General features: G+C 69.0%; 21 protein-coding genes. 16 read left to right on the forward strand and 5 right to left on the reverse strand.

Translation table 11 applies throughout. The annotated features are described in order from the left end of the window. Positions 1 to 1,860, reverse strand: coding sequence for an AsmA family protein (locus QE360_RS06230; protein WP_309700104.1), 1,860 nt, complete (start codon positions 1,858 to 1,860; stop codon positions 1 to 3). Positions 1,861 to 1,981: 121 nt separating this feature from the next. Here QE360_RS06230 and QE360_RS06235 point away from each other — a divergent pair, with 121 nt between their 5' ends. From QE360_RS06235 to QE360_RS06250, 4 genes are read left to right on the forward strand one after another with little or no spacing between them, the layout of a single operon-like run. After that, on the forward strand, positions 1,982 to 2,293 hold the full coding sequence (locus QE360_RS06235) for a YggT family protein (RefSeq protein ID WP_309700106.1): 312 nt from the start codon (positions 1,982 to 1,984) through the stop codon (positions 2,291 to 2,293). After that, positions 2,293 to 2,595 carry a DUF167 family protein gene (locus QE360_RS06240; protein ID WP_309691228.1) on the forward strand — a complete coding sequence of 101 codons (303 nt, stop codon included), beginning with the start codon at positions 2,293 to 2,295 and terminating at the stop codon, positions 2,593 to 2,595. Before QE360_RS06235 ends, QE360_RS06240 begins: the two co-directional genes overlap by 1 nt. Next, positions 2,592 to 3,488, forward strand: a complete 897-nt coding sequence (gene folD, locus QE360_RS06245; RefSeq protein ID WP_307101694.1) for a bifunctional methylenetetrahydrofolate dehydrogenase/methenyltetrahydrofolate cyclohydrolase FolD — start codon at positions 2,592 to 2,594, stop codon at positions 3,486 to 3,488. The genes QE360_RS06240 and folD overlap by 4 nt, the downstream gene beginning before the upstream one ends. 4 nt (positions 3,489 to 3,492) lie before the next feature. Beyond that, positions 3,493 to 4,116, forward strand: a complete 624-nt coding sequence (locus tag QE360_RS06250; RefSeq protein WP_307101691.1) for a MarC family protein — start codon at positions 3,493 to 3,495, stop codon at positions 4,114 to 4,116. A 105-nt stretch (positions 4,117 to 4,221) separates the two neighbouring features. Here the strand turns inward: QE360_RS06250 and QE360_RS06255 are convergent, their stop codons facing one another. Continuing rightward, the gene (locus QE360_RS06255; protein WP_309700109.1) at positions 4,222 to 5,991 is read right to left on the reverse strand and encodes an AcrB/AcrD/AcrF family protein; all 1,770 of its coding nucleotides are present in this window, start codon (positions 5,989 to 5,991) and stop codon (positions 4,222 to 4,224) included. 119 nt (positions 5,992 to 6,110) lie between these two features. On the opposite strand from QE360_RS06255, the gene QE360_RS06260 reads away from it, so the two are divergent. The 7 genes from QE360_RS06260 to QE360_RS06290 all read left to right on the forward strand — a co-directional run bounded on the left by QE360_RS06260 (position 6,111) and on the right by QE360_RS06290 (position 14,624). Continuing rightward, positions 6,111 to 6,494 (forward strand): GtrA family protein, encoded by a 384-nt coding sequence (locus tag QE360_RS06260; protein ID WP_307104683.1) that lies wholly within the window; start codon positions 6,111 to 6,113, stop codon positions 6,492 to 6,494. Between the two features lie 4 nt (positions 6,495 to 6,498). After that, the gene (locus QE360_RS06265; protein ID WP_309691219.1) at positions 6,499 to 7,227 is read left to right on the forward strand and encodes a class I SAM-dependent methyltransferase; all 729 of its coding nucleotides are present in this window, start codon (positions 6,499 to 6,501) and stop codon (positions 7,225 to 7,227) included. Between the two features lie 159 nt (positions 7,228 to 7,386). Then, on the forward strand, positions 7,387 to 8,496 hold the full coding sequence (locus QE360_RS06270) for an 8-amino-7-oxononanoate synthase (RefSeq protein ID WP_309700112.1): 1,110 nt from the start codon (positions 7,387 to 7,389) through the stop codon (positions 8,494 to 8,496). Next, on the forward strand, positions 8,493 to 9,113 hold the full coding sequence (bioD, locus tag QE360_RS06275) for a dethiobiotin synthase (RefSeq protein ID WP_309700114.1): 621 nt from the start codon (positions 8,493 to 8,495) through the stop codon (positions 9,111 to 9,113). Before QE360_RS06270 ends, bioD begins: the two co-directional genes overlap by 4 nt. Beyond that, positions 9,110 to 10,357, forward strand: coding sequence for an adenosylmethionine--8-amino-7-oxononanoate transaminase (locus QE360_RS06280; protein ID WP_309700116.1), 1,248 nt, complete (start codon positions 9,110 to 9,112; stop codon positions 10,355 to 10,357). Before bioD ends, QE360_RS06280 begins: the two co-directional genes overlap by 4 nt. A 71-nt stretch (positions 10,358 to 10,428) precedes the next feature. Beyond that, complete coding sequence (locus tag QE360_RS06285; protein ID WP_309700118.1) at positions 10,429 to 13,875, forward strand: glycosyl hydrolase 2 galactose-binding domain-containing protein; 3,447 nt, start codon at positions 10,429 to 10,431, stop codon at positions 13,873 to 13,875. Then, positions 13,872 to 14,624, forward strand: coding sequence for a GDSL-type esterase/lipase family protein (locus QE360_RS06290; protein ID WP_309700120.1), 753 nt, complete (start codon positions 13,872 to 13,874; stop codon positions 14,622 to 14,624). Before QE360_RS06285 ends, QE360_RS06290 begins: the two co-directional genes overlap by 4 nt. Here the strand turns inward: QE360_RS06290 and QE360_RS06295 are convergent. After that, entirely contained in the window at positions 14,603 to 15,016 is a 414-nt protein-coding gene (locus QE360_RS06295) for a PaaI family thioesterase (RefSeq protein WP_307101677.1), read from the reverse strand. The two genes, QE360_RS06290 and QE360_RS06295, sit on opposite strands and share 22 nt — an antisense overlap. Then, on the reverse strand, positions 15,013 to 15,444 hold the full coding sequence (locus tag QE360_RS06300; protein ID WP_309700122.1) for a PaaI family thioesterase: 432 nt from the start codon (positions 15,442 to 15,444) through the stop codon (positions 15,013 to 15,015). Before QE360_RS06300 ends, QE360_RS06295 begins: the two co-directional genes overlap by 4 nt. A gap of 42 nt (positions 15,445 to 15,486) precedes the next feature. Here QE360_RS06300 and QE360_RS06305 point away from each other — a divergent pair, with 42 nt between their 5' ends. Then, positions 15,487 to 16,296, forward strand: coding sequence for a crotonase/enoyl-CoA hydratase family protein (locus tag QE360_RS06305; RefSeq protein ID WP_309700125.1), 810 nt, complete (start codon positions 15,487 to 15,489; stop codon positions 16,294 to 16,296). A 189-nt stretch (positions 16,297 to 16,485) separates the two neighbouring features. Here the strand turns inward: QE360_RS06305 and QE360_RS06310 are convergent, their stop codons facing one another. Next, a complete protein-coding gene (locus QE360_RS06310; RefSeq protein ID WP_042488118.1) occupies positions 16,486 to 16,941 on the reverse strand; it encodes a peptidylprolyl isomerase in 456 nt (151 codons plus the stop codon). Between the two features lie 116 nt (positions 16,942 to 17,057). Between QE360_RS06310 and mgtE the strand changes: the two genes are divergently transcribed. The 4 genes from mgtE to QE360_RS06330 all read left to right on the forward strand — a co-directional run bounded on the left by mgtE (position 17,058) and on the right by QE360_RS06330 (position 21,729). Further along, a complete protein-coding gene (gene mgtE, locus QE360_RS06315; protein WP_307104678.1) occupies positions 17,058 to 18,470 on the forward strand; it encodes a magnesium transporter in 1,413 nt (470 codons plus the stop codon). 240 nt (positions 18,471 to 18,710) lie between these two features. Next, positions 18,711 to 19,970: a NupC/NupG family nucleoside CNT transporter gene (locus tag QE360_RS06320; protein ID WP_309700128.1), complete on the forward strand. Its 1,260-nt coding sequence runs from the start codon at positions 18,711 to 18,713 to the stop codon at positions 19,968 to 19,970. 257 nt (positions 19,971 to 20,227) lie between these two features. Beyond that, positions 20,228 to 20,374 (forward strand): hypothetical protein, encoded by a 147-nt coding sequence (locus tag QE360_RS06325; protein ID WP_307101670.1) that lies wholly within the window; start codon positions 20,228 to 20,230, stop codon positions 20,372 to 20,374. 26 nt (positions 20,375 to 20,400) lie between these two features. Then, on the forward strand, positions 20,401 to 21,729 hold the full coding sequence (locus tag QE360_RS06330) for a carbohydrate porin (protein ID WP_309700130.1): 1,329 nt from the start codon (positions 20,401 to 20,403) through the stop codon (positions 21,727 to 21,729). Positions 21,730 to 21,757 lie beyond the last annotated feature (28 nt).

The following is a 21,757-nucleotide window of genomic DNA, read 5'->3' on the forward strand; positions in this document are numbered from 1 at the left end:
TTACCGCAGCACCTGCCGCGCCAGCGCCCCGCATGCCGCATTCTGTGCTTTGGGCCCCGAATCGCCGGTGATCGCGCGGCCGATCGACTTGAAGATATTGCCGACCGACTTCACCTCCTTCGGGATGACGAGGTCGGGTTTCTCCAACGTGCCCGTTACCGTCGCGGCCCCCGCCAGGCGCAGCACCCCGCCCTGTTTGGGCGCGCCGGTCAACCGTAGCGCCAGCCGCTCGTCGGGGAAGGTGACGGTGCCCGTCCCGTCCAGCCGGCTGCGCGAGGTGTCGACGATCAGCGGATCGGCGCGGCCGGTGCCGTTCCGCATGTCCACCCCGACGATCAGGCAGCGCAGATTGGCCCGTTCCGACGATCCCGCCATCAGCGCCGCCCCGGCATCGAACCCCAGCGCCGCCGCATAGCGATCGGGCAGCGAGCCGTTCGCCACCACCAGCCCGATCCGCCCGTTCGACCGGCCGATGGCGGCCCGTACCGTCTCGCCCGCACCCGCCAGTTTCGCCCGCGCCGCGACCTGTCCGGTGATCTCAGTCTGGCCCGACAGCGACAGGACGCTCGCCCCGCTCAGCCGCAGGTCCAGTGTCAGTTGCGGCACCTTGCGCCCGCCGCGCTGGTCGATCACCGCGCGGCCGGTCACCACCCCTTGGCGCAAAGTCATGCGTATCCGGTCGATCGTCAGCCGCTGATGGTCCATCGCCATCCGCCCGGTGAATCCGGTGATCGGCGAGGCTCCCTTGGCGCTGACCACCCTACCGACGTGGAAGGCAATGGTGCCGTCGGTCGTATCGATCTTGCCGATGTCGATCCGGGTGTTGGGCACCAGGCGCGGCCCGATCCGCCGTTCGAGCGCGGCGGCCTCGGCCAGCCCCTCGGGCGAGGACAGGTCATCGAAATCCAGCTGCCGCGCGGTGACGTCGCCGTCCAAGATGGTGCGCCCCTGCCGCTTGTCGACGGTCAGCCGGCCGCTCAGGTCGGACCGCCCGATCCGCCCCTTGAGGTCGGTGATCGTCCAGCGCGGGCGTTGATGCTCGACATGCGCGGCCAGTTCGACGGCGCCGGTCTGGAACAGCCCCGCCTCGATCACCGCGTCGATCCGCTTCAGATCGTCGGCCCTGGCCGTCAGGTCGAGCGTCATCGCATCGGTATCCAGCGGCCGCGCCATCGTGCCGGTCGCCTTCATCGACAATTGGGCGCCGCTGATCTTCGCCTGGAAGGGCCAGCGCCCCGGCTTCACCGCCGCGCCGGTAAAGGCGATGCGGATCGGCGCGCCGCGCACCGTGCCGTCGCCCTCGGCCCGCACGCCCTTGTCGGGATCGGCGGCGATGCGCAGCGTGGCGGTCCGGTCCTGCCTGGCGTCGCGATATCCGACCACGCCGTCGGTGATGGTCAGCCCCTGGAGATCGGTGGAGCTGCCCCCCTCCTCGGGCTCGCCGGGGCGCGACCAGTTGGTCCGGCCCTGCTTGTCGCGGACCAGCGCCAGCCGCAGTCCCGAGACGCGGATATCCTCAGGCACGAAACGGCCTGTCAGCAGCGGCCAGACCGAGAAACGGATTTCGGCGCGCGACAGGCGGACGAAATCGCCGCGGCCCGCCCAGTCGGCCTGCGGGATGCGCAGATCCTCGACCGCGATGACGGGGTGAAAGCCGATCGCGTCGACCCGGTGGACCGAACCGATCGTCACCGGCCGCCCGAATCGCTCGGTCGCCTCGCGCGTCACCGCGCCGCGCAGCACGCCCCAGGGAAAGACCGCCAGGACCAGCACCAGCACCAGCGGCAGCGCGACCAGCACCCCCACCGCGATCCTCACCCAGCGCCGCCGCCCCTCCGGGCGATTCTTCACCTGAATCATGACGACGGGACGCGCAGACCGGCGGTTCGTTCCACCTGCGTCAGGACCGGACGGCGCGATGATTGCCCCGACGCCCCGCCCGCCCTAGATATGGGGCCATTGTAATCGGGAGCTCCCTCCGTTGGTCCTCATCCTTCAGATCTTGCAGATTCTCCTCAACGTCGTCTGGTGGGTGATCATCGTTCAGGCGATCCTGTCCTGGCTGATCGCCTTCAACGTCATCAACACCTCGAACGATTTCATCCGTTCGGTCTGGTATGCGCTCCAGAAGATGACCGATCCGCTCTATCGCCCGATCCGGCGCATCCTGCCCGATTTCGGCGCGCTCGACCTGTCGCCGATGGTCGTGCTGCTCGCGGTGATCATCCTCGACAAGATCCTGAACGCCGCGATCGCGCAACAGATGTACGGGGGCGCGGTCGTCGTCGGCTGATGCCCGCCTGGTCGCCCTGCGATGACGGTATCCGCATCGCGGTGCGCGTCACCCCGCGCGGCGGGCGTGATGCGCTGACCAGCGGCACCGACGCGCATTTCGCCGCGCGGCTGTCCGCCCCCCCGGTCGACGGCGCGGCCAATGCGGCGCTGGTCCCGCTGGTCGCCAAGCATTTCGGCGTGGCCAAGCGCGCGGTGACGATCGTGGCGGGCGAGACGGCGCGATTGAAGCGCCTTCACATCGCCGGGGACCCGGACGCACTGGCGCGTCTGGCCGAGGCGCTTTATGGCGGTGCGCCATGACCCCAATTACCCCAATGACCAGCGCCACGATCATCGACGGCAAGGCGTTCGCCGCCGGCCTCCGCACCCGTATTGCCACCCAGGTCGCGACCTTCCGCGACGCCACCGGCCGCGCGCCGGGGCTGGCCGTCGTCCTTGTCGGCGAGGACCCGGCCTCCAGCGTCTATGTCCGGTCCAAGGGCAAGGCGACGCGCGAGGCGGGGATGGAGAGCTTCGAGCATCGCCTGCCCGCCGATACCGACCAGGCGACCCTGCTGACGCTGGTCGAACAGCTCAATCAGGACCCGACCGTCGACGGCATCCTCGTCCAGCTGCCGCTGCCCGGCCAGATCGACGCGCAGGCGGTGATCCAGGCGATCGACCCCGACAAGGATGTCGACGGCTTCCACCCGGTCAATGCCGGGCGGCTGGCGACGGGTGTCGAGGGCTTCGTGCCCTGCACCCCGCTCGGCTGCCTGATGCTGCTCAAGAGCATCCACCCCAGCCTGTCGGGGATGGACGCGGTGGTCGTCGGCCGCTCGAACATCGTCGGCAAGCCGATGGCGCAGCTGCTGCTGGGCGAAAGCTGCACCGTGACGGTCGCGCACAGCCGCACCCGCAATCTGCCCGAGGTGGTCGGCCGCGCCGATATCGTCGTGGCGGCGGTGGGCGTGCCGGGTCTGGTCAAGGGCGAATGGATCAAGCCCGGCGCCAGCGTCATCGACGTCGGCATCAACCGGACCGAGACGGGCCTGGTCGGCGATGTCGAATATGACGCCGCCGCCGCGCGGGCGGGCGCGATCACCCCGGTGCCGGGCGGCGTCGGGCCGATGACGATCGCGGTCCTGCTGCGCAACACGCTGGTGTCGGCGGGACGGCGCGAGGGCGTCGCGATCGACCAGACGGCGCTCTGAGCCGGTGCTCGAACTCTTCATCTCGTCGCTGATCACCTTCTTCGTGGTGATCGATCCGCCGGGCTGCGCGCCGATCTATGCGGGCCTGTCGGCGGGGGCGACGCCGCAGCACCGCCGCGCCATGGCGATCCGCGCGGTCATGGTCGCCTCGGTCATCCTGTTCGTCTTCGCGCTGTTCGGCGAGGCGCTGCTCCACGGGCTCGGCATCGAGATGCCCGCCTTCCGCATCGCGGGCGGCATCATGCTGTTCCTGATCGCGCTGGAGATGGTGTTCGAGAAGCGTACCCAACGGCGCGAGGACCGCGCGGCCAAGGTCGCCGACGATCCGCACGAGGCGGAGGATGTGTCGATCTTCCCCATGGCGATGCCGATGATCGCAGGTCCCGGGTCGATCGCGACCGTCATGCTGCTGATGAGCCGCAATCAGGGGCTGGAGGCGTCGCTGGTCGTGCTGGGCGCGATGGTGACGATCCTGCTCCTGACGCTGGTCGCCTTGCTGGCGGCGGGGCCGCTGATGCGGCTGCTGGGCGCCAAGATCGAGGCGGTCATCACCCGCGTGCTGGGCGTGCTGCTCGCAGCGCTGGCGGTGCAGTTCGTGATCGACGGGGTCACCGCCAGCCTGAAGTGATGGCATTCCTCCCCGGCCAGGGGAGGAAGACCGTGGAGGGGGCGTGTCCCATGAGGCCGCCCCCTTCCGTCAGGCCCGACGGCCTGCCACCGCCCCGCAAGCGGATCAATCGATCCGATACAGCCGCAGCGGCGATCCCTTGGGCAGCGGCAGCGGGGTCAGCCAGTCCGGCACCCAGCCATGCGCCATCCGGTCGTAAAAGCCCCCCGGCGCCCGCGCGCGGTAGTTGGTCGACTCGGACATGTCGGGGCATAGCAGCAACAGCGTCGCGCCGTGCCGCTTCATGATCGCGCGCGCCTGCGCCTCCCCGCCCTGAAAGGCGTGCTGCACGTCCAGGATCGCGTCGCCGTTGCGGTGATAGGGGCCCGCGATCGCGTCATGATGGGTGGTCACGATCAGTCGCGGCCCCAGATCGACGAAGGTGAAGACCGTCGCCGCCGGATAGGCGTTGAGCCGCGCCAGCACCGAGGTGCGCACGCACTGCCCCGTGGCGCGGTTGACCCGCGCGGCATAGGCATTGGCCTGCCCGACCGGCAGGTGGTTGAAGATCAGCGCGGTGGCGATGCCGCTCGGCACCAGGATCGCCGCGACCATCACCGGCACGCGCAGCAGCGGCGAGGGCAGGCGGTTGATCCAGGGCAGGATGATCCAGAGCAGCGCCGCGACGCCCGGCACCGCCAGCATCTGCGCCGCCGGAGCCGCGCGCGCCTGCCACAACAGCATGGCGCAGGCGAAGGTGGTGAACAGCGCGATCGCGGTCCACCCGATCGTGCGCCGCCGCACCGCCGCGACGATCGCCCCGATCATCCCGATGATCGGCATGATGACCATGGGCAGCGCGATACGCAGCGGATGCTTGTAGATCGGCTTGGCCTCGCGGACATTGTTCAGCCAGTTGCGCTGCAACTCGGGGCTGACCTGTTCGGGCCGGGTCAGGCATTGCGGAAAGCGCCAGGCGAAGCCGCCCGCGATCACCGCGCCCGCCAGCACGGCAAGGCCCAGCCGCGCGGCGCGCGACTCGGGGTTGATCCGCGCCAGCAGGAACAGCAATGCCCCCGCCACCACCGTCACCGACAGCCAGACCGGGGTCAGCGCGTCGCAGCGCATCGCGTAATTGGCGTTGGAGGCAAAGGCGGCGAACCCCGCCGCGCTTCCCCCGCCGAGCGTCAGCGCATAGACCGCCAGCCGCGACGCCTCGTCCCGGTCCCAGACCCAGCGCAGCGTCAGGATCGTCCCCGCCATCGCGGCATAGGGCAGCATCTCCAGCCCGATCGACAGCGACACCGCGCTGGCCAGGCCGACCAGCGCGCCGCCGCGCCGCGCCTGCGGATCGCACAGCCCGGCGACCGTGACCGCCAGCATCGCCAGCTGCCATCCGTGATGGTCGATGCGCATCGGCATGAACATCAACTGGGTCGAGCCCGCGCAATAGAGCAGCGCGATCCCCAGCGGCCAGGCATAGGGCGCGATCAAGCGGCGCATCGTCGCCGCGATTCCCAGCATCGCGATCGACAGGGGGATGGTCGGCGCGATCCCGCAGGCCAGCCGCTCGGCCCAGGCGGGGGTGGTAAACAGGCGAAAGAACAGGATCAGCCCCGCGATGGGCAGGTCGACGATGCGGCTCCAATGGATGTCGAATCCGACCGGCGGGTTCATCCGGTACTGGCGCAGATCGTACCAGCCCTGCCCCGCCATCCAGGCGCGCACCTGCATCAGCCGCATATTGTCGTCGGTGTCGCCCAGCGACCACCAGCGGATTTGGCCCCAGCGGTCATAGACGTACCAGGCGGCGATCGCGACCCAGGCGACCATGACCCATTGCCGCCAGTTGCGGTCGATCTCGCCCTTCAGACGTTCCAAAGACGCTTCCCTCATAACCGCCTGCGGCCTAAGGCGCAGGACTTCGGGCTCCGCTCTATCGCGGGCGACGTAAAGGGCAAGACGGCGGCGTGGCGACTCTTCAGCAGCGGATCGGGCGGTGGCGGGACAGCGGGATGCTGGGCCAGCTGATCCGCTTCGGCATTGCGGGCGGGCTGTCGACGGTCGTCTATTCGGCGGTCTATCTACCGCTGACGTCCTGGGTCCTGCCGCATGACAAGGCGGTGCTGGCGGTGCCGCCCGCCTTTCTGGTCGCGGTGATCTTCGGCTTCTTCCTGCACAGCGCGTGGAGCTTTCGCGGGCACGGCACCCGCGATTCCAGCGGGCGGCAGCATCTGAAATTCCTGGTGGTACAAGGCTTTGGACTTGTGCTGAATGCGGTCTTCACGTGGATCGCCACCGGGCTTCTGCATCAACAACCCTGGGTCGCGCTGATCCCGGTGGTCACGATCACGCCGATCGCGACCTTCGCGCTCAACCGCCAATGGGTCTTCGGATAAGTTCATGGACCGTATCGTTTACGACCGCATGGCCGCGCATGATTCCACCCATTGGTGGTATCGCGCGCGCCGCGACATCCTGGCCGATTATCTGACCCGCTATGGCAAGCTGCCGGGCGAGGCGCGCATCCTGGAGATCGGCTGCGGCACCGGGCACAACCTGCCGATGCTGGCCGGTTTCGGCACGGTCGACGCGATCGAGATCGATCCCGCCGCGCGTGAGATCGCATCGGAGCGACTCGGCAAGCCGGTGGGCGCCGCCCCCCTGCCCGAACTGCCGGGGATCGAGCGGGGCGCCTATGACCTGATCGCGGTGCTCGACGTGGTCGAGCATATCGAGGACGATGTCGCCGCGCTCGCCGCGATGAAGTCCTGCCTGAAGCCGGGCGGCAAGATCCTGATCGCGGTGCCCGCGCATCAATGGATGTGGTCGGCGCATGACGTGGTGAACCACCACCATCGCCGCTATTCCAAGGCGACTCTGGTGTCGGCGATCGAGAAGGCGGGGCTGCGCCCCCGCAAGCTGACCTATTTCAACTCGCTGCTCTTCCCACTCGCCGCCGCCGCACGCATCGCCGGGCGGCTGACGGGCCGCGACGACAGCGACGACTCGCCCCCCCCTGCGCCGCTCAACAAGGCGTTCGAGGCGATCTTCCGGCTGGAACGACATCTGGTCGGCCGCGCGCCGATGACGCCGGGGGTTTCGATCGTGACTTTGGCGGAGCCTGTTTGACGCGGGAGGGGCGTGGCCTTCGACTTCGCTCAGGCTGAACGGCTGGAGTATTGAAGGCCAGCCTCCCAACATCCGTTCAGCCTGAGCGAAGTCGAAGGCCAAGGGAATCCCCGACCATTCCGGGTTTCGCTCACGCATCAAGCGCGATACGGAGCCCCCATGCTGGACTTTCATCGCGCCGATCTGGCCCGGTTGGCCGCGCGGGACCGATTGCGGGTGCTGGCCCCGATGGCGGGCAAGGACTTCGCTTCCAACGATTATCTGGGTCTCGCAAACAGCCCCCGCCTCGCCGCCGCGATGGCGCGGGCGATCGAGCAGGGCGTGCCCGTCGGCTCGGGCGGCTCGCGGCTGCTGCGTGGCAACCACCCCGAGCATGAGGCGCTGGAAACCGAAGCCGCCGCCTTTTTCGGTGCGGAGGCGAGCCTTTATTTCTCCTCGGGCTATACCGCCAATGTCGCGATCATGGCGACGCTGCCGCAGCGCGGCGACCTGATCGTCCATGATGCGCTGGTCCATGCCAGCATGCATGAGGGGATGACGCTGTCGCGCGCGACCTCGGTGGCGGCGGCGCATAACGACGCGGGCGCGTTCGAGCAGGCGATTCGGACCTGGCGCGCGCAGGGCGGCAAGGGCACGCCCTGGATCGCGGTCGAAAGCCTCTACAGCATGGACGGCGACACCGCCCCGCTGGCCGACCTGATGGCGGTCGCCGAGCGGCACGACGCGATGCTGGTGGTGGACGAGGCGCATGCCACCGGCGTCTTCGGCGAACGGGGACAGGGGCTTTCGTCGCCCGGCGAGCGGGTGGTGACGCTGCATACCTGTGGCAAGGCGATGGGGTGCGAGGGCGCGCTGGTCGCCGGACCCGCCATCCTGCGCGACTATCTGGTCAATCGCGGGCGGGGGTTCATCTTCTCCACCGCGCCCTCGCCGCTGATGGCACGCGGGGTGCGCGAGTCCTTGCGCATCCTGGCCGAAGAGCCCGAGCGGCGGGCGGCGCTCCACGCACGGATCGCGCTGGCGGGCGAGCATCTGGCAAGGCATGGCGCCTCCGCACGGGGCACGCCGATCATGCCGCTGATCCTGGGCGACAATGGCCGGACGATGCGCGCGGCGCAGGCATTGCAGGCGCGCGGCTTCGACATTCGCGGCATCCGCCCGCCGACCGTGCCGGTGGGCGCGGCGCGGCTGCGGCTGTCGATCACCCTCAATGTCGAGGCGGCGGACATCCTCGCCCTCGACCAGGCATTGCAGGAGGTTCTGGCATGAGCACCGTCATCGTCACCGGCACTGATACCGAGATCGGCAAGACCGTCTTTTCCGCCGCGCTGACGGCTGCGCTGGGGGCGAGCTATTGGAAACCCGTCCAGGCGGGCACCGACGAGGACGGGCATGGCGATGCCGAGACGGTGGCACGGCTCAGCGGCCGTCCGGTCCTGCCCTCCGCCTATCGGCTGAAGACGCCGTGCTCGCCGCACCGCGCCGCCGAGATTGACGGGGTGGAGATCGACCGCGCACGCCTCGCGCTGCCGCAGGTCGACGGACCGCTGGTCGCCGAGGGGGCGGGGGGCGTGCTGGTGCCCGTCACCCGGCAGCTGCTGTTCGCCGACCTGTTCGCGCATTGGGGGCGGCCGGTGGTGCTGGTCGCGCGGACCGGGCTGGGGACGATCAACCACAGCCTGTTGTCGATCGAGGCGCTGCGGTCGCGCGGCGTGCCGATCCTGGGGATCGCCTTTGTCGGTGAGGGCGTCGAGGATAGCGAGGCGACCATCGCCGCGATCGGCGGGGTGAAGCGGCTCGGCCGCCTGCCGCGCCTTGCCGAGCTGACCCGCGAGACGCTGGCAGAGGCTTTCGCTGCCAATTTCGACGTCGCGGATTTCCGATGACCTCGCCCGTCTGGCATCCCTTTACCCAGCATGGGCTGGGCGAGCCGATTCCGCGTGTCGCCACCGCTTCCGGCGCGGTGCTGACCACGGTCGACGGGCGGCAGGTGATCGACGCCATCTCCAGCTGGTGGGTGACGACACACGGCCACAACCATCCGCGCATCAGCGCCGCCATCGCCGAGCAGGCTGGCAAGCTCGACCAGATCATCTTCGCGGGCTGGACCCATGACCCCGCCGAGACGGTCGCCGCCGAGCTGGTGCGGATCACCCCGCCGGAGCTGACGCGGGTCTTCTTCTCCGACTCGGGCTCGACGGCGGTCGAGGTCGCGCTGAAGATGGCGCTGGGTTACTGGCTCAACCGGGGCGCGCCGCGCCACCGCATCCTGGTCCTCGAGCACAGCTATCACGGCGACACGATCGGCGCGATGTCGGTCGGCGCGCGCGGCGTGTACAACCGCGCCTATGCGCCGCTGCTCTTCGACGTCGGCACCATTCCCTTTCCCAGCGATGTGCAGGCCACGCTCGACGCGCTGGAGGCGGAGTGCCGGGCGGGCGCGGCGGCGTTCATCGTCGAGCCGCTGGTGCTGGGGGCGGGCGGAATGCTGCTCTATGCCCCCGAAACGCTGGCCGCGATGCGCGAGATCTGCGCGGCCCATGGCGTGCTGTTCATCGCCGATGAGGTGATGACCGGATGGGGCCGCACCGGCACGCTGTTCGCCTGCGACCAGGCGGGGGTGGTGCCCGACATTCTGTGTCTGTCCAAGGGGCTGACCGGCGGTGCGGTGCCGCTGGCTGTGACGCTGGCGACCGAGCCGATCTTCCAGGCGCATTGGTCGGAGAGCGATCGGTCGAAGCAGTTCTTCCACTCCTCCAGCTATACCGCCAACCCCATCGCCTGCGCGGCGGCGGCGGCCAATCTGGCGATCTGGCGCGACGAGCCGGTGCAGGACCGCATCGATGCGCTGGCGGCGGCGCAGGCCGCGCATCTGGGGGGAATCGCGGACCGGGCGGCGGTCCACAGCCCCCGCCAACTGGGCACCATCGCCGCGTTCGAACTGGGCGCGGGGCAGGACTATCTCTCCGACCTGGCCCCCCGGCTGCTCGCGCATTTCCGCGAGGCCGATCTGCTCGTCCGGCCGATGGGCAACACCATCTATGTCATGCCGCCTTTTTCGATCACCCCGGAACAGCTTGCACAGGTTTGGAACGGCATCGATGCGGCGATTGCGCGCTTCGGGGGTTGAGCAACGCCGGAGCCTTTGACTTTACGGCTTTTCATTTGCTTTATCCGGCGGCAATTCAAAAGGGAGCAGGCATGAGCGTGGCGGCGGCAAGGGCGATAGGGGCTCTGGCATCGATGACGGCGCTATGCTGGAGCCTGGGCGTATCCGCGCAGACGGCTCCCGCGTCTCCCCCCGCCCAGCCATTGGGCCCGATCAATGCGGACCTGCCGCCGGGGGGCGATTCCTACGCCCGCGCGATCGAGACGACGCCGGTGGCCGCCGCCACCTGGACGCTGTCCGCCTGGGTCCAGCCGCGCAGCGTCGCGGGCAAGGGCACGACGATGCTGATCGGCGGCTTCGGCGATCCGACCAGGGGGCCCCGCCGCTATCTCGCGCTGGTCGACGGCCAGCCCGCGCTCGTCACCGAGGCGGGGGTGGTACAGGGCGGCGGCGATGCCGACCGCAACAAATGGACGCATATCGCCGCCAGCTATGACGGCAAGGTCGTCCGGCTGTTCGTGAACGGGCGGCAGGTGGTGCAGCGCGGCCTGTCGCTCGAACCCGTTACGGGTGTCGCGACCCTGGCCCCGCGCAGCTATCAGCCGATCTTCGCGGGCCGGATCATCGATTTCCGCATGGTGCGCGAGGCGGTCGATCCGCTCGCCATCCGCGTCGCCGCGCGGCGTGCGCCCGACCCGGCGAAGCTGGCGCTCCAGACCGGCAGCCCGAGCTGGCCCTTTCAGACCCGCCAGATGCAGGGCCAGACCGCACCGCAGGATGCCTGGACCCTGCCCCAGTCCAGGGCGCCGATCCCGACCAGCGGCACGGCGAAGCCCGAGCCCAAGGCGGCGGCCCTCGTCTCCACCGCGACCGGGCAATGGGCGGTCAATGGCTGGCGGCTGATCGAGGCGGCGAAGGTCGGCCCCGGCGGCGCGGACCTGTCGCAGGGCAATTTCGATGCCGACAAATGGTATGTCGCGACCGTGCCGGGCACGGTCCTGACCACGCTGGTCGATCGCGGCGTCTATCCCGATCCGGCGGTGGGGCTGAACAATCTGGCGATCCCCGAGACGCTGGCGCGGCAGGATTATTGGTATCGCACCGAGTTCGACACGCCTCCGCAAGCCGCCGGGCGGCAGATGTGGCTGACCTTCAACGGCGTGAACTATTCGGCCGAGGTCTGGGTCAACGGCCGGATGGCGGGCACGATGAAGGGCGCGTTCATCCGGGGCCGCTTCCCCGTGACGCTGGCCGCCGGGCGCAACGCCATTGCGGTGCGCGTCTCGCCGCCGCCGCATCCCGGCCTGGCGCATGAGGAATCGATGACGGCGGGCGTGGGCGAGAATGGCGGCGTCCAGATGATGGACGGCCCGACCTTCGTCGCGACCGAGGGCTGGGACTGGATCCCGAGCGTCCGCGACCGCAATACCGGGCTGTGGCAGGGGGTGACGCTGGCCGCGACCGGCCCGGCGGTGATCGGCGACCCCCAGGTCGTCACGACCTTGCCCAGGCCCGACAATTCGGTCGCCGATGTCGAGATCGCGGTGCCCGTCACCAATAACGGCCAGGCGCCGGTGACGGCGACCGTCCGCGCGGTGTTCGATGACGTGGTGGTCGAAAAGCCGGTGACGGTCGCGCCGGGCCAGACGGTCCGCGCCGTCCTGTCGCCGTCCGAATTCCCGCAACTGTCGGTCAAGAATCCGCGCCTGTGGTGGCCCAACGGCTACGGCGACCCCGCGCTGCACGATCTGGCGCTGACCGCGGCGGTCGACGGCGCGCTGTCGGACAGCAAGGGCCTGCGCTTCGGGATGCGGCAGGTGACGTACGACCTGTCGCTGTTCGACGATGACGGCGATCTGGAGCGGGTGACGCTGGACCTCAACCGGGTGCGGGGCGGCCAGCGGGTGGTCGACACCAGCCATGCGGGCATCCGCAAGACCGCCAATGGCTGGGCGATGAGCTTCACCCCCGGGGCGTCCCAGTCGGCGGCGGTCGCCAAGGTGCAGGACGATCCGCGCCTCGCCCCCTATCTCGTCCTGCGGGTCAATGGCGTGCGGATCGCGGCGCGCGGCGGCAATATCGGCATGGACGACTTCATGAAGCGTATCGACCGTGCGCATCTGGAGCCCTTCTTCCGCCTCCACCGCGACGCGCATCTCAACATCGTCCGCAACTGGGTGGGGCAGAATACCGAGGACAGCTTCTTCGACCTGGCCGACGAATATGGCCTGATGGTCCTGTCCGATTTCTGGGAGTCGACCCAGGATTACAATATGGAGGCCGAAGACCCGCAGCTGTTCCTCGCCAACGCGACGGACGTGGTGCGCCGCTATCGCAACCATCCCTCGATCGTCGCCTGGTTCGGCCGGAACGAGGGGGTGCCGCAGCCCATCCTCAATACCGGGCTGGACACGCTGCTGCGCGCCGAGGACGGGACGCGGCTCTATATGCCTTCGTCCAACGCGGTGAACCTGCAAGGGTCGGGGCCCTATGACTGGCGGCCGCCCGCCGACTATTTCACCACGCTCGCCAAGGGCTTTTCGGTCGAGGTCGGCACCCCCTCGCTGCCGACGCTGGAGGCGTGGAAGCGCGCCATCCCGGCCGAGGCGGATCGCTGGCCGATCGGCGATGTCTGGGCCTATCACGACTGGCACCAGACCGGGAACGGCGCGGTCAAGAGCTTCACCGCCGCGCTCGAACGCCGCTTCGGCCCCGCCACCGGGCTCGAGGATTTCGAGCGCAAGGCGCAGATGATGGAATATGAATCCTATCGCGCCATCTTCGAGGGGATGAATGCGGGGCTCTGGACCGAGAATTCGGGCCGGATGCTGTGGATGACGCAACCCGCCTGGCCGTCCTCGGCGTGGCAGATATTCTCGTCCGACTATGACACCCATGCCGCCTTCTACGGCGTGAAGAAGGCCGCCGAGCCGATCCATGTCCAGATGAACCTGCCCGACCACCGCGTCGTGCTGGTCAACAACACCCGCGATGCGCTGAAGGGCGTGCAGGTGCGCGCGCGGGTCGTCGGGCTCGATGGCCGGGTCGAATCGGACCAGGAGACGAAGCTCGCCGCCAATGCCGAGGGGGTGACGCCGGTCCTGACCCTCGACCTGGCCTCGGCGATGAAGCGCGGGCCGGTGCTCGTCCGGCTGGAGGCGAGCGATGCGGGCGGACAGTTGCTGTCGACCAACAGCTATTGGCAGGCGCAGGACGATGCGGGCTATCGCGCGCTGACGACGATGGGCGCGGCGACGGTCACGGCCAGCACGGCGTTGCAGGGGCAGGGGGAGGAGACGCTCGCCAACGTCACCCTGACCAACAGCGGCACGGTCCCTGCGATCGAGACCAAGCTGACCGTGATGAATGCCGACGGGACCCAGGTCCTGCCCGCCTATTTCAGCGACAATTACGTCACCCTGTTGCCGGGAGAAAGCCGCGTGATCGAAGTCCGCTACCCCACCGCCAAGGCGGACAGGCCCAGCGTCACGCTGCGCGGCTGGAACGTCACCGCCACCGGCGCGGACCTGCGTCCGTGAGCCGCCTCACCCTGGCCGCGCTGCTCGCGCTGACCCTGGCCGCGCCCGCCGTCGCACAGGTGAAGGAGACCGACGGCCAGCGCTGGGCGCGCGAATGGGAGGAGCGGCTGCACAACGACTTCGGCTATCTCGCGCGCTACCGCGACGACAATGCGACGCTCGCCGCACCGGTGCCGGGCCGTCCGCGCATCGTCTTCATGGGCGATTCGATCACCCAGAACTGGGTCGATCGCGCGCCCGGCTTCTTCACCCCCGGCCGGATCGGGCGCGGGATCAGCGGGCAGACCACCTCGCAGATGCTGCTGCGCTTTCGGCAGGACGTGATCGACCTGAAGCCTTCGGTCGTGCAGATCATGGCGGGCACCAACGACATTGCGGGCAATACCGGCCCGACGACCGATGCACAGGTGCAGGGCAACATCATGTCGATGGTCGAGCTGGCGCAGGCGCATGGCATTCGGGTGATCCTGGCCTCGATCCCGCCCGCCGATCATTTCGAGTGGAAGCCGGGGGTGAACCCGGCCCCGCGCATCGCCGCGATGAACGGCTGGCTGAAGGCCTATGCCGCGCGCATCGGCGCGACCTATGCCGATTACTGGTCGGTGCTGCATGTCGGCGACGCGCTGAACCCCGCTTATGGCACCGACGGAGTGCATCCCAATGCGGCGGGCTATGCCGCGATGGCGCCGGTCGCCGATGCCGCGATCCGGCAGGCGCTGGCCAAGCCTCAGTCGCGCAGGATGCGGTAGTTCAGCCGCGCGGTCGCGATCGGCCGGTCGCGATCCTCCTGCCAGGCGGTCGCCTCGACATTGGCGATCCGCTGGCCCAGGCGCAGGATGGTGCCGACCGCGCGGGTCGGATGGTCGCGGCCCGTGCGCAGATAATCGGTCGTCACCGTCACCGGCTTGATCCGCGCCGCCCCCTCCAGGGACAGGCGATGGGTCAGCGCGGCGATCCCCGCCACCTCCAGCAGCCCCGCGATCGCGCCGCCCTGAAGCAGCCCCGGCCAGCCCATCACATGGTCGCCGAACGGCATCACCAGTTCCGGCACCTCTTCGACCCATTCGATCGAACAGCCCAGCCACTCGGCATAGGGCGGCAGCACCATCTGCGTGCCGATCGCGGTACGCGGCGGGGTCATGCCTCCACCCCCGCGTTCAGCCGCATGAAGGTCCCCGCGACATGCGCCACCGGATCGTCGGGATCGCCGTCATGCGCGATGCCCCGGACGAAGGCGATGCTGTGGGTGATGCGATAGCATTCGCCGCGCCCGATCACGGTCCGCTCCGGCACGGCGGGGCGCAGATAGTCGACGCGCAGGTCGACCGTCACATGCGCCTCGAACGCGCCGCGCTTCAGCCAGACCGACAGGCTGGTCGCCATGTCCATCATCGCGACGATCGGGCCCGAGGCGATGACCCCGCTGGCCGGATCGCCGATCAGCCGCGCGCCATAGGGCAAAGCCAGCTCCGCCCAGTCGTCCCCATGCGTCCGGTACTGCATCCCCAGATGCCGTCCATGGCCGCCAAAGCCGCCCATCGCCGTGAAGCGTTCAATATCGAACCCCATGGGCCGATGGTCTACATCAACGATGCGCAAAAGGAGAGTGGGATGAACGACCGGGTGACGATCGCGGTGGCGGAGGGCGTCGCCGATGTCCGGCTGGCGCGCGGCGAAAAGCTGAACGCGATCGACCGCGCGATGTTCGACGCGCTGGCCGGGGCGATCGAGACGCTGGCGACGCGGGCGGATGTGCGCGCGGTGGTGCTGTCGGGCGAGGGGGATGGCTTCTGCTCGGGGCTCGACATGGCGGCGATGGCGGGGGGCGATCTGGCGGGGCTGGACCTGTCGGCGCGGAGCCATGGCCCGGCCAATCGGGTGCAGCAGGTGGCGTGGGGCTGGCGCACCTTGCCCGTGCCGGTAATCGCGGCGGTGCACGGCGTGGCGTTCGGCGGGGGGACGCAGATCATGGCGGGCGCCGACATCCGGCTGGCGCATCCCGCGACGCGCTTCGCGATTCGCGAGGTGCATTGGGGGATCGTGCCCGACATGGGCGGCTTTGCGCTGTGGCAGGGCGTGCGGCAGGATGTGCTGCGCGAATGGGTCTATACCGCGCGCGAGTTCGACGCGGCCGAGGCGCAGGCGGCGGGATTCGTTACGCGGCTGGTCGAGGATCCCAGGGCCGAGGCGTTGGCGCTCGCTCACCGAATCGCCGAGCGCAGCCCCGATGCGGTGCGGAGTGCGAAACGGCTGTTCGGGGCGACGGGCTGCGCGCCGGAGGAGATGCTCGCGATGGAGAGCGCCGAGCAGGTGGCGCTGATGCGGGGCGCGAACCACCGCGAGGCGGTTGCGGCGAACATGGCGCGGCGGCGGCCGGTGTTTCGGGATCGAGAGGGGCTGCTCCCCCTCCCGCAACGATAGCCCCTCTCCCGGCAGGGGGAGGGGTTGGGGAGGGGCGAGGGCCGCAAGGGTTCTCCTCTGTGAGACCCCATGCCCTCCCCCATCCCCTCCCGCCTGCGGGAGGGGCGTGCTCCTTGGCAGGTGGCAGGACCTACAAAAAAAGGGGGGAGCCTCTTTCGAGACTCCCCCCTTTCTCAGCGCTCGCGAAAATTACTCCGCGGTCGCCTTGATGATCTTGCCCGGATTGCGGGGCGGCTCGCCCTTGGGGAGCGCGTCGACATGCTCCATGCCGCTCTCGACCTGGCCCCAGACGGTGTACTGGCGGTCGAGGAAGCGCGCATCGTCGAAGCAGATGAAGAACTGCGAATTGGCCGAGTTCGGGTCGTTGGTCCGCGCCATCGAGCAGGTGCCGCGCACATGCGGCTCGGCGTTGAATTCCTGCTTCAAATTGGGCTTGTCCGAACCCGACATGCCGGTGCCGGTGGGGTCGCCGCCCTGCGCCATGAAGCCGGGGATCACGCGGTGGAACACGACGCCGTCGTAGAAACCTTCATTGGCGAGCCCGCCGATGCGCGCGACATGCTCGGGCGCCAGGTCGGGGCGCAGCGTGATGACGACATCGCCGCTCTCGAGCGTCAGGGTCAGCTTGGAAAAAGTCTCGGCCATAAGGGTCTTCCTTGGTTGATGTGCCGCAGGTAGGCATTCCTGTGCCCGCTGGCAAATGCGGGCACCGCGCGATAGAGGCATGACGCCGCGTTCATGTTCCATCGAGGGAGGCCGAGATCAGCGACACCGAACTCCCCGACCTCGAAACCGAGACCCCGTTGCCGGAAACCCAGCTGGACGAGGACGACCGGCTGAAGCCCGAATATGTCACCGCCGTGCTCGACGCGCTGAAGGCGGGCGACGACGAGGGCGCGCGGGCGCTGGTCGAGCCGCTCCACCCCGCCGATATCGCCGACCTGTTCGAGCTGGTCGACGACGAAGAGCGGGTCAGCCTGGCGCGCGCGGTCGCGGACCTGCTGAACGGCGACGTCTTCGCCGAGATGAACGACTATGTGCGCGAGCAGCTGATCCAGGCGCTCGAACCGCATGAAGTCGCCGACATCGCCTCCGAGCTCGACACCGACGACGCGGTGGCGATCATCGAGGACATGGACGAGGACGAGCAGCGCGCGGTGCTGCGTGCGCTCGACCCCGACGACCGCGCCGCGATCGAGGAGGCGCTGTCCTTTCCCGAGGAGTCCGCCGGCCGCCTGATGCAGCGCGAGCTGATCGCGGTGCCCGAGCATTGGACGGTGGCCGAGACGATCGAGTTCCTGCGCGGCGACGAGGAACTGACCACCGACTTCTGGGAAATCTTCGTCGTCGATCCCGGCCATCGCCCGATCGGGACGTGCCAGCTGTCCTGGATACTGCGCGCGCCGGGCGGGATCGCGATCGGCGACGTGATGAAGCGCGAACAGACGCTGATCCCGGTCGACATGGACCAGGAAGAGGTCGCGCTGCGCTTCCAGAAATATGCGCTGATCTCGGCCGCCGTGGTCGATGGCAGCGGGCGGCTGGTCGGCATGATCACCGTCGACGACATCGTCCACATCATCCAGCAGGAAGCGGGCGAGGACGTGCTGCGCCTGTCGGGGGCGGGCGAGGGCGACATCAACGAGCCGATCCTCGACAGCTACAAGAGCCGCGTCCGCTGGCTGATCGCCAACCTCGTCACCGCGATGGTCGCCTCCTCGGTGATCGCCGCGTTCGAGGGGACGATCGCGCGCATGGTGGCGCTGGCGACGCTGATGCCGATCGTGGCGGGGGTCGGCGGCAATGCGGGGACGCAGACGCTGGCGGTGACGGTGCGCGCGCTGGCGACCAACCAGCTGACCCGCTCCAACACGACCCGCGCGATCCTGCGCGAGATTCGCGTGGCGATGATGAACGGCGTGACGGTCGCGGCGGTGATCGGGGTGGGGGTCAGCCTGGTCTTCGCCAATCCGGCACTGGGCATGGTGATCGCGGCGGCGATGATGACCAATATCCTGGTCGCGGGGCTGGCGGGCGTGCTGGTGCCGGTGACGCTCGACCGGTTCGACGCCGACCCGGCGGTGGCGTCGTCGGTGTTCGTGACGATGACCACCGATTCGATCGGGTTCCTGGCCTTTCTGGGCCTGGCGACGGCGGCCGGGCTGACGGGGTGACATTCCTCCCCTGCAAGGGGAGGTGGCGCGCGCAGCGCGTCGGAGGGGTGTCCCGCTATCGATAGGCCGACCCCCCTTCCGTCAGGGCTTCGCCCTGCCACCTCCCCTTATAGGGGAGGAATTACCTCCTCCTATCAAAACTATGGCGGTCGCCCCGGACCATGCTTATGATGCACCCCCGCGCAGCCGGGGGGCCGCGTCGTGTCACCACCCGTCAACGCGGATAGTTAAGCAGCGCGCATGAATCGTTTTGCCATCGGTATCGCCGGTATCCTTGTCATCCTGGCGATCGCGGTCGCCCTGTCCACCGATCGTCGCGCCATCCGCCTGCGCGTGGTCGGCGCGGCCTTTGCGTTGCAGGCGGGGATCGCGGTGCTCGTCCTCTATGTCCCCTGGGGCAAGAAGGTGTTGCAGACGCTGTCCGCCGGGGTCGCCGGGCTGCTCGGCTATGCCAATGAGGGGACGAAGTTCCTGTTCGGCGCGCTCGCCTCCGATCCGCTGGGGCGCAATTTCGCGATCCAGGCACTGCCGGTCATCATCTTCTTCGCAGCGCTCGTCTCGATCCTCTATTATCTGGGGATCATGCAGCTGGTCGTGCGCTGGCTGGGCGGCGCGATCGAGAAGGTGATCGGCGTGTCCAAGGTGGAATCGCTCTGCGCGGCCGCCAATGTCTTCGTCGGCCAGTCCGAATCGCCGCTCGTCATCCGGCCCTATCTGGCCAGCCTCACCCCCGCACAGCTGTTCACCGTGATGACCAGCGGCATGGCGGGCGTGGCGGGCACGATCCTGGCAGCCTATGCCTCGATGGGCATCTCGATCGAATATCTGCTCGCGGCCAGCTTCATGGCGGCGCCCGGCGGCATCCTGATGGCCAAGATCATCATGCCCGACCGGCCCGAACCGCCCGCCGGCCAGCTGCCGCTGGGCGACGTGATCGAGGACGAGAAGATCTCGCTCGCCGAGGCGACGCATGACGAGGAAAAGCCCGCCAACATCATCATGGCCGCCGCGCAAGGCGCGCAGACCGGCGTGAAGCTGGCGGTGGCGGTCGGTGCGATGGTGCTGGCCTTCGTGGCCTTGGTCGCGCTGGCGAACGGACTGCTGGGCGGGCTGGGCAATCTGGTCGGGATACCGGGGCTCAGCTTCCAGGCGCTGCTCGGCTATGTCTTCCAGCCGATCATGGCGCTGCTCAACGTGCCGTGGAAGGAAGCGGGGATCGCGGGCGGCCTGTTCGGCGAGAAGATCGTGCTCAACGAGTTCGTCGCCTATATCGACCTGGGCAAGCAGGCGGCGCAGCTGTCGCCGCGCACCGTCGCGGTCGTCACCTTCGCATTGTGCGGCTTTGCCAATTTCTCCTCGATCGCGATCCAGATGGCGGTGACGGGCAGCCTGGCGCCGAACCAGCGCCCGACCATCGCGCGCCTCGGCATCCGCGCGCTGATCGCGGGGAGCCTCGCCAACCTGATGTCGGCGGCGCTGGCGGGCCTCCTGATCGGGTAGGGCGCTTTCGGGGTTGATCCTGCAGGTGGGCGCGCTATGGGCGCCCGGTCGGTCGCGCTCGTGGCCGACTCACTGCACAGGATCACAATGCCCCGATCTAGTCCCTTGTCCGGCGACGAGGACAGTAGACGCTTCGGCGTCCACGTTCTTGCCGACCGTCTGACGGGCCTGACGGGGTCGACGATGTCGGCCCGCTAACGCCGTTCCTCGCCGACCTTCCGCCGGGCTCGACCACACGAACCCGAAGGAAGTCTGTCATGACCCGCATGATGTTCCGCGCGCATGTCCGCGCCCAGTCGCTCGCCACCGTCATGGCCAGCGTTCCCCTTGAGCGCGCGCGGTTGCTCCGCGCCGTGGCGTCCAGCCGTCCCCAGGCGATCCGCCGGACCCGCCCCTCGGCCTGACCGCCCCGCTTTCAAGGACAACCCCGATGACCCGTATCGTTTCGCGGGCCGCGCTGTGCGGCCTGTTGCTGTTCGCGCGCGCCGCCGCCGCGCAGGACCTTGCCCCGCCGACCGGCACGCCGCAGGATTTCGCCATCCACGGCCAGGCGACCCTCGTCGCGCAGGGGGTGGGCGGTTTCGCCTCGCCCTATGCCGGGACCAACAGCCTGACCCCGCACCAGTTGAAGGAAACCGCCGACGTCACCGCCTATCTCGGCGCGCGGCCCTGGGGCGGCGGCGAGATCTGGGTGAATCCAGAGATCGACCAGGGCTTCGGCCTGTCCAATACGCTGGGCGTCGCGGGCTTTCCCAGCGCGGAGGCTTATAAGGTCGGCAAGGCCGAACCCTACTTCCGGCTGCAACGCGCCTTTTTCCGCCAGACCCTGGGGCTGGGGAGCGCGCGCGAGGCGGTGGCGGGGGTCGCCAACCAGCTCGGCGGATCGCGGAGCGTCGACCGGGTCGTGCTGACCATCGGCAAGTTCGGCGTCGGCGACGTGTTCGACACCAACCCCTATGCGCACGACCCGCGCGGGGATTTCCTCAACTGGTCGGTCGTCGATACCGGCAGCTTCGATTACGCCGCCGATGCCTGGGGCTATACCACCGGCATCGCCGCGGAACTCTATCGCGGCGACTGGACGTTGCGCACCGGGCTGTTCAACCTGTCGACCATCCCCAATGGCGAGCGGCTGGAGTATGGATTCGGCCAGTATCAGCTGGATGCCGAGGTCGAGCATCGCTACCGGCTGGCCGGGCGGCCGGGATCGGTGCGCTTCGGCCTCTTCCGCAACCGGGGCAATTTCAGCCGCTTCGACGAGGCGCTGGCCTATGCCGCCGCGACCGGCAAGGCGGTCGATCCGTCCTTCACCCGGCGGCGGCTGACGCGGATCGGCGGCTATATGAACATGGACCAGGCGCTGACCGACACGCTGGGCCTGTTCGCGCGGGTCGGGGTCAGCGACGGGTCGATCGAGCCCTATGACTTCACCGATATCGACCGGACGGCGCAGATCGGCGCGGCGCTAAACGGCAAGGGCTGGGGCCGGGCGCAGGACCGGGTCGGACTGGCGCTGGTCGCCAACGGCATTTCGGCCGAGCATCGCCGCTATCTGGCGGCGGGCGGTCTGGGCGTGCTGGTCGGCGACGGGCGACTGCCCAATGCGGGCGCCGAGGAGATCGCCGAGGCCTATTACGATGTGGCGCTGACCCGCGCGCTCGCGGTGACGCTGGATGCGCAATATGTCGGCAATCCCGGCTATAACCGTGATCGCGGGCCTGTGGAGGTCTTCGCGCTGCGCGTCCACGGCGCATTCTGATCCTCCCCAAGCTCTGCTTGGGGAGGGG

The sequence above is a fragment of the Sphingomonas sp. SORGH_AS_0789 genome, assembly GCF_031453055.1.
In the GTDB taxonomy this organism is placed as follows: Bacteria; Pseudomonadota; Alphaproteobacteria; order Sphingomonadales; family Sphingomonadaceae; genus Sphingomonas.

Bases quoted from the DNA above. Each gene is read 5' to 3' on its own strand.
- QE360_RS06230 (WP_309700104.1), bottom strand. From the start codon at position 1,860: ATGATTCAGGTGAAGAATCGCCCGGAGGGGCGGCGGCGCTGGGTGAGG.
- QE360_RS06240 (WP_309691228.1), top strand. From the start codon at position 2,293: ATGCCCGCCTGGTCGCCCTGCGATGACGGTATCCGCATCGCGGTGCGC.
- folD (WP_307101694.1), top strand. From the start codon at position 2,592: ATGACCCCAATTACCCCAATGACCAGCGCCACGATCATCGACGGCAAG.
- QE360_RS06255 (WP_309700109.1), bottom strand. From the start codon at position 5,991: ATGAGGGAAGCGTCTTTGGAACGTCTGAAGGGCGAGATCGACCGCAAC.
- QE360_RS06260 (WP_307104683.1), top strand. From the start codon at position 6,111: ATGCTGGGCCAGCTGATCCGCTTCGGCATTGCGGGCGGGCTGTCGACG.
- QE360_RS06265 (WP_309691219.1), top strand. From the start codon at position 6,499: ATGGACCGTATCGTTTACGACCGCATGGCCGCGCATGATTCCACCCAT.
- QE360_RS06270 (WP_309700112.1), top strand. From the start codon at position 7,387: ATGCTGGACTTTCATCGCGCCGATCTGGCCCGGTTGGCCGCGCGGGAC.
- bioD (WP_309700114.1), top strand. From the start codon at position 8,493: ATGAGCACCGTCATCGTCACCGGCACTGATACCGAGATCGGCAAGACC.
- QE360_RS06280 (WP_309700116.1), top strand. From the start codon at position 9,110: ATGACCTCGCCCGTCTGGCATCCCTTTACCCAGCATGGGCTGGGCGAG.
- QE360_RS06285 (WP_309700118.1), top strand. From the start codon at position 10,429: ATGAGCGTGGCGGCGGCAAGGGCGATAGGGGCTCTGGCATCGATGACG.
- QE360_RS06295 (WP_307101677.1), bottom strand. From the start codon at position 15,016: ATGACCCCGCCGCGTACCGCGATCGGCACGCAGATGGTGCTGCCGCCC.
- QE360_RS06300 (WP_309700122.1), bottom strand. From the start codon at position 15,444: ATGGGGTTCGATATTGAACGCTTCACGGCGATGGGCGGCTTTGGCGGC.
- QE360_RS06305 (WP_309700125.1), top strand. From the start codon at position 15,487: ATGAACGACCGGGTGACGATCGCGGTGGCGGAGGGCGTCGCCGATGTC.
- QE360_RS06310 (WP_042488118.1), bottom strand. From the start codon at position 16,941: ATGGCCGAGACTTTTTCCAAGCTGACCCTGACGCTCGAGAGCGGCGAT.
- QE360_RS06320 (WP_309700128.1), top strand. From the start codon at position 18,711: ATGAATCGTTTTGCCATCGGTATCGCCGGTATCCTTGTCATCCTGGCG.
- QE360_RS06325 (WP_307101670.1), top strand. From the start codon at position 20,228: ATGACCCGCATGATGTTCCGCGCGCATGTCCGCGCCCAGTCGCTCGCC.
- QE360_RS06330 (WP_309700130.1), top strand. From the start codon at position 20,401: ATGACCCGTATCGTTTCGCGGGCCGCGCTGTGCGGCCTGTTGCTGTTC.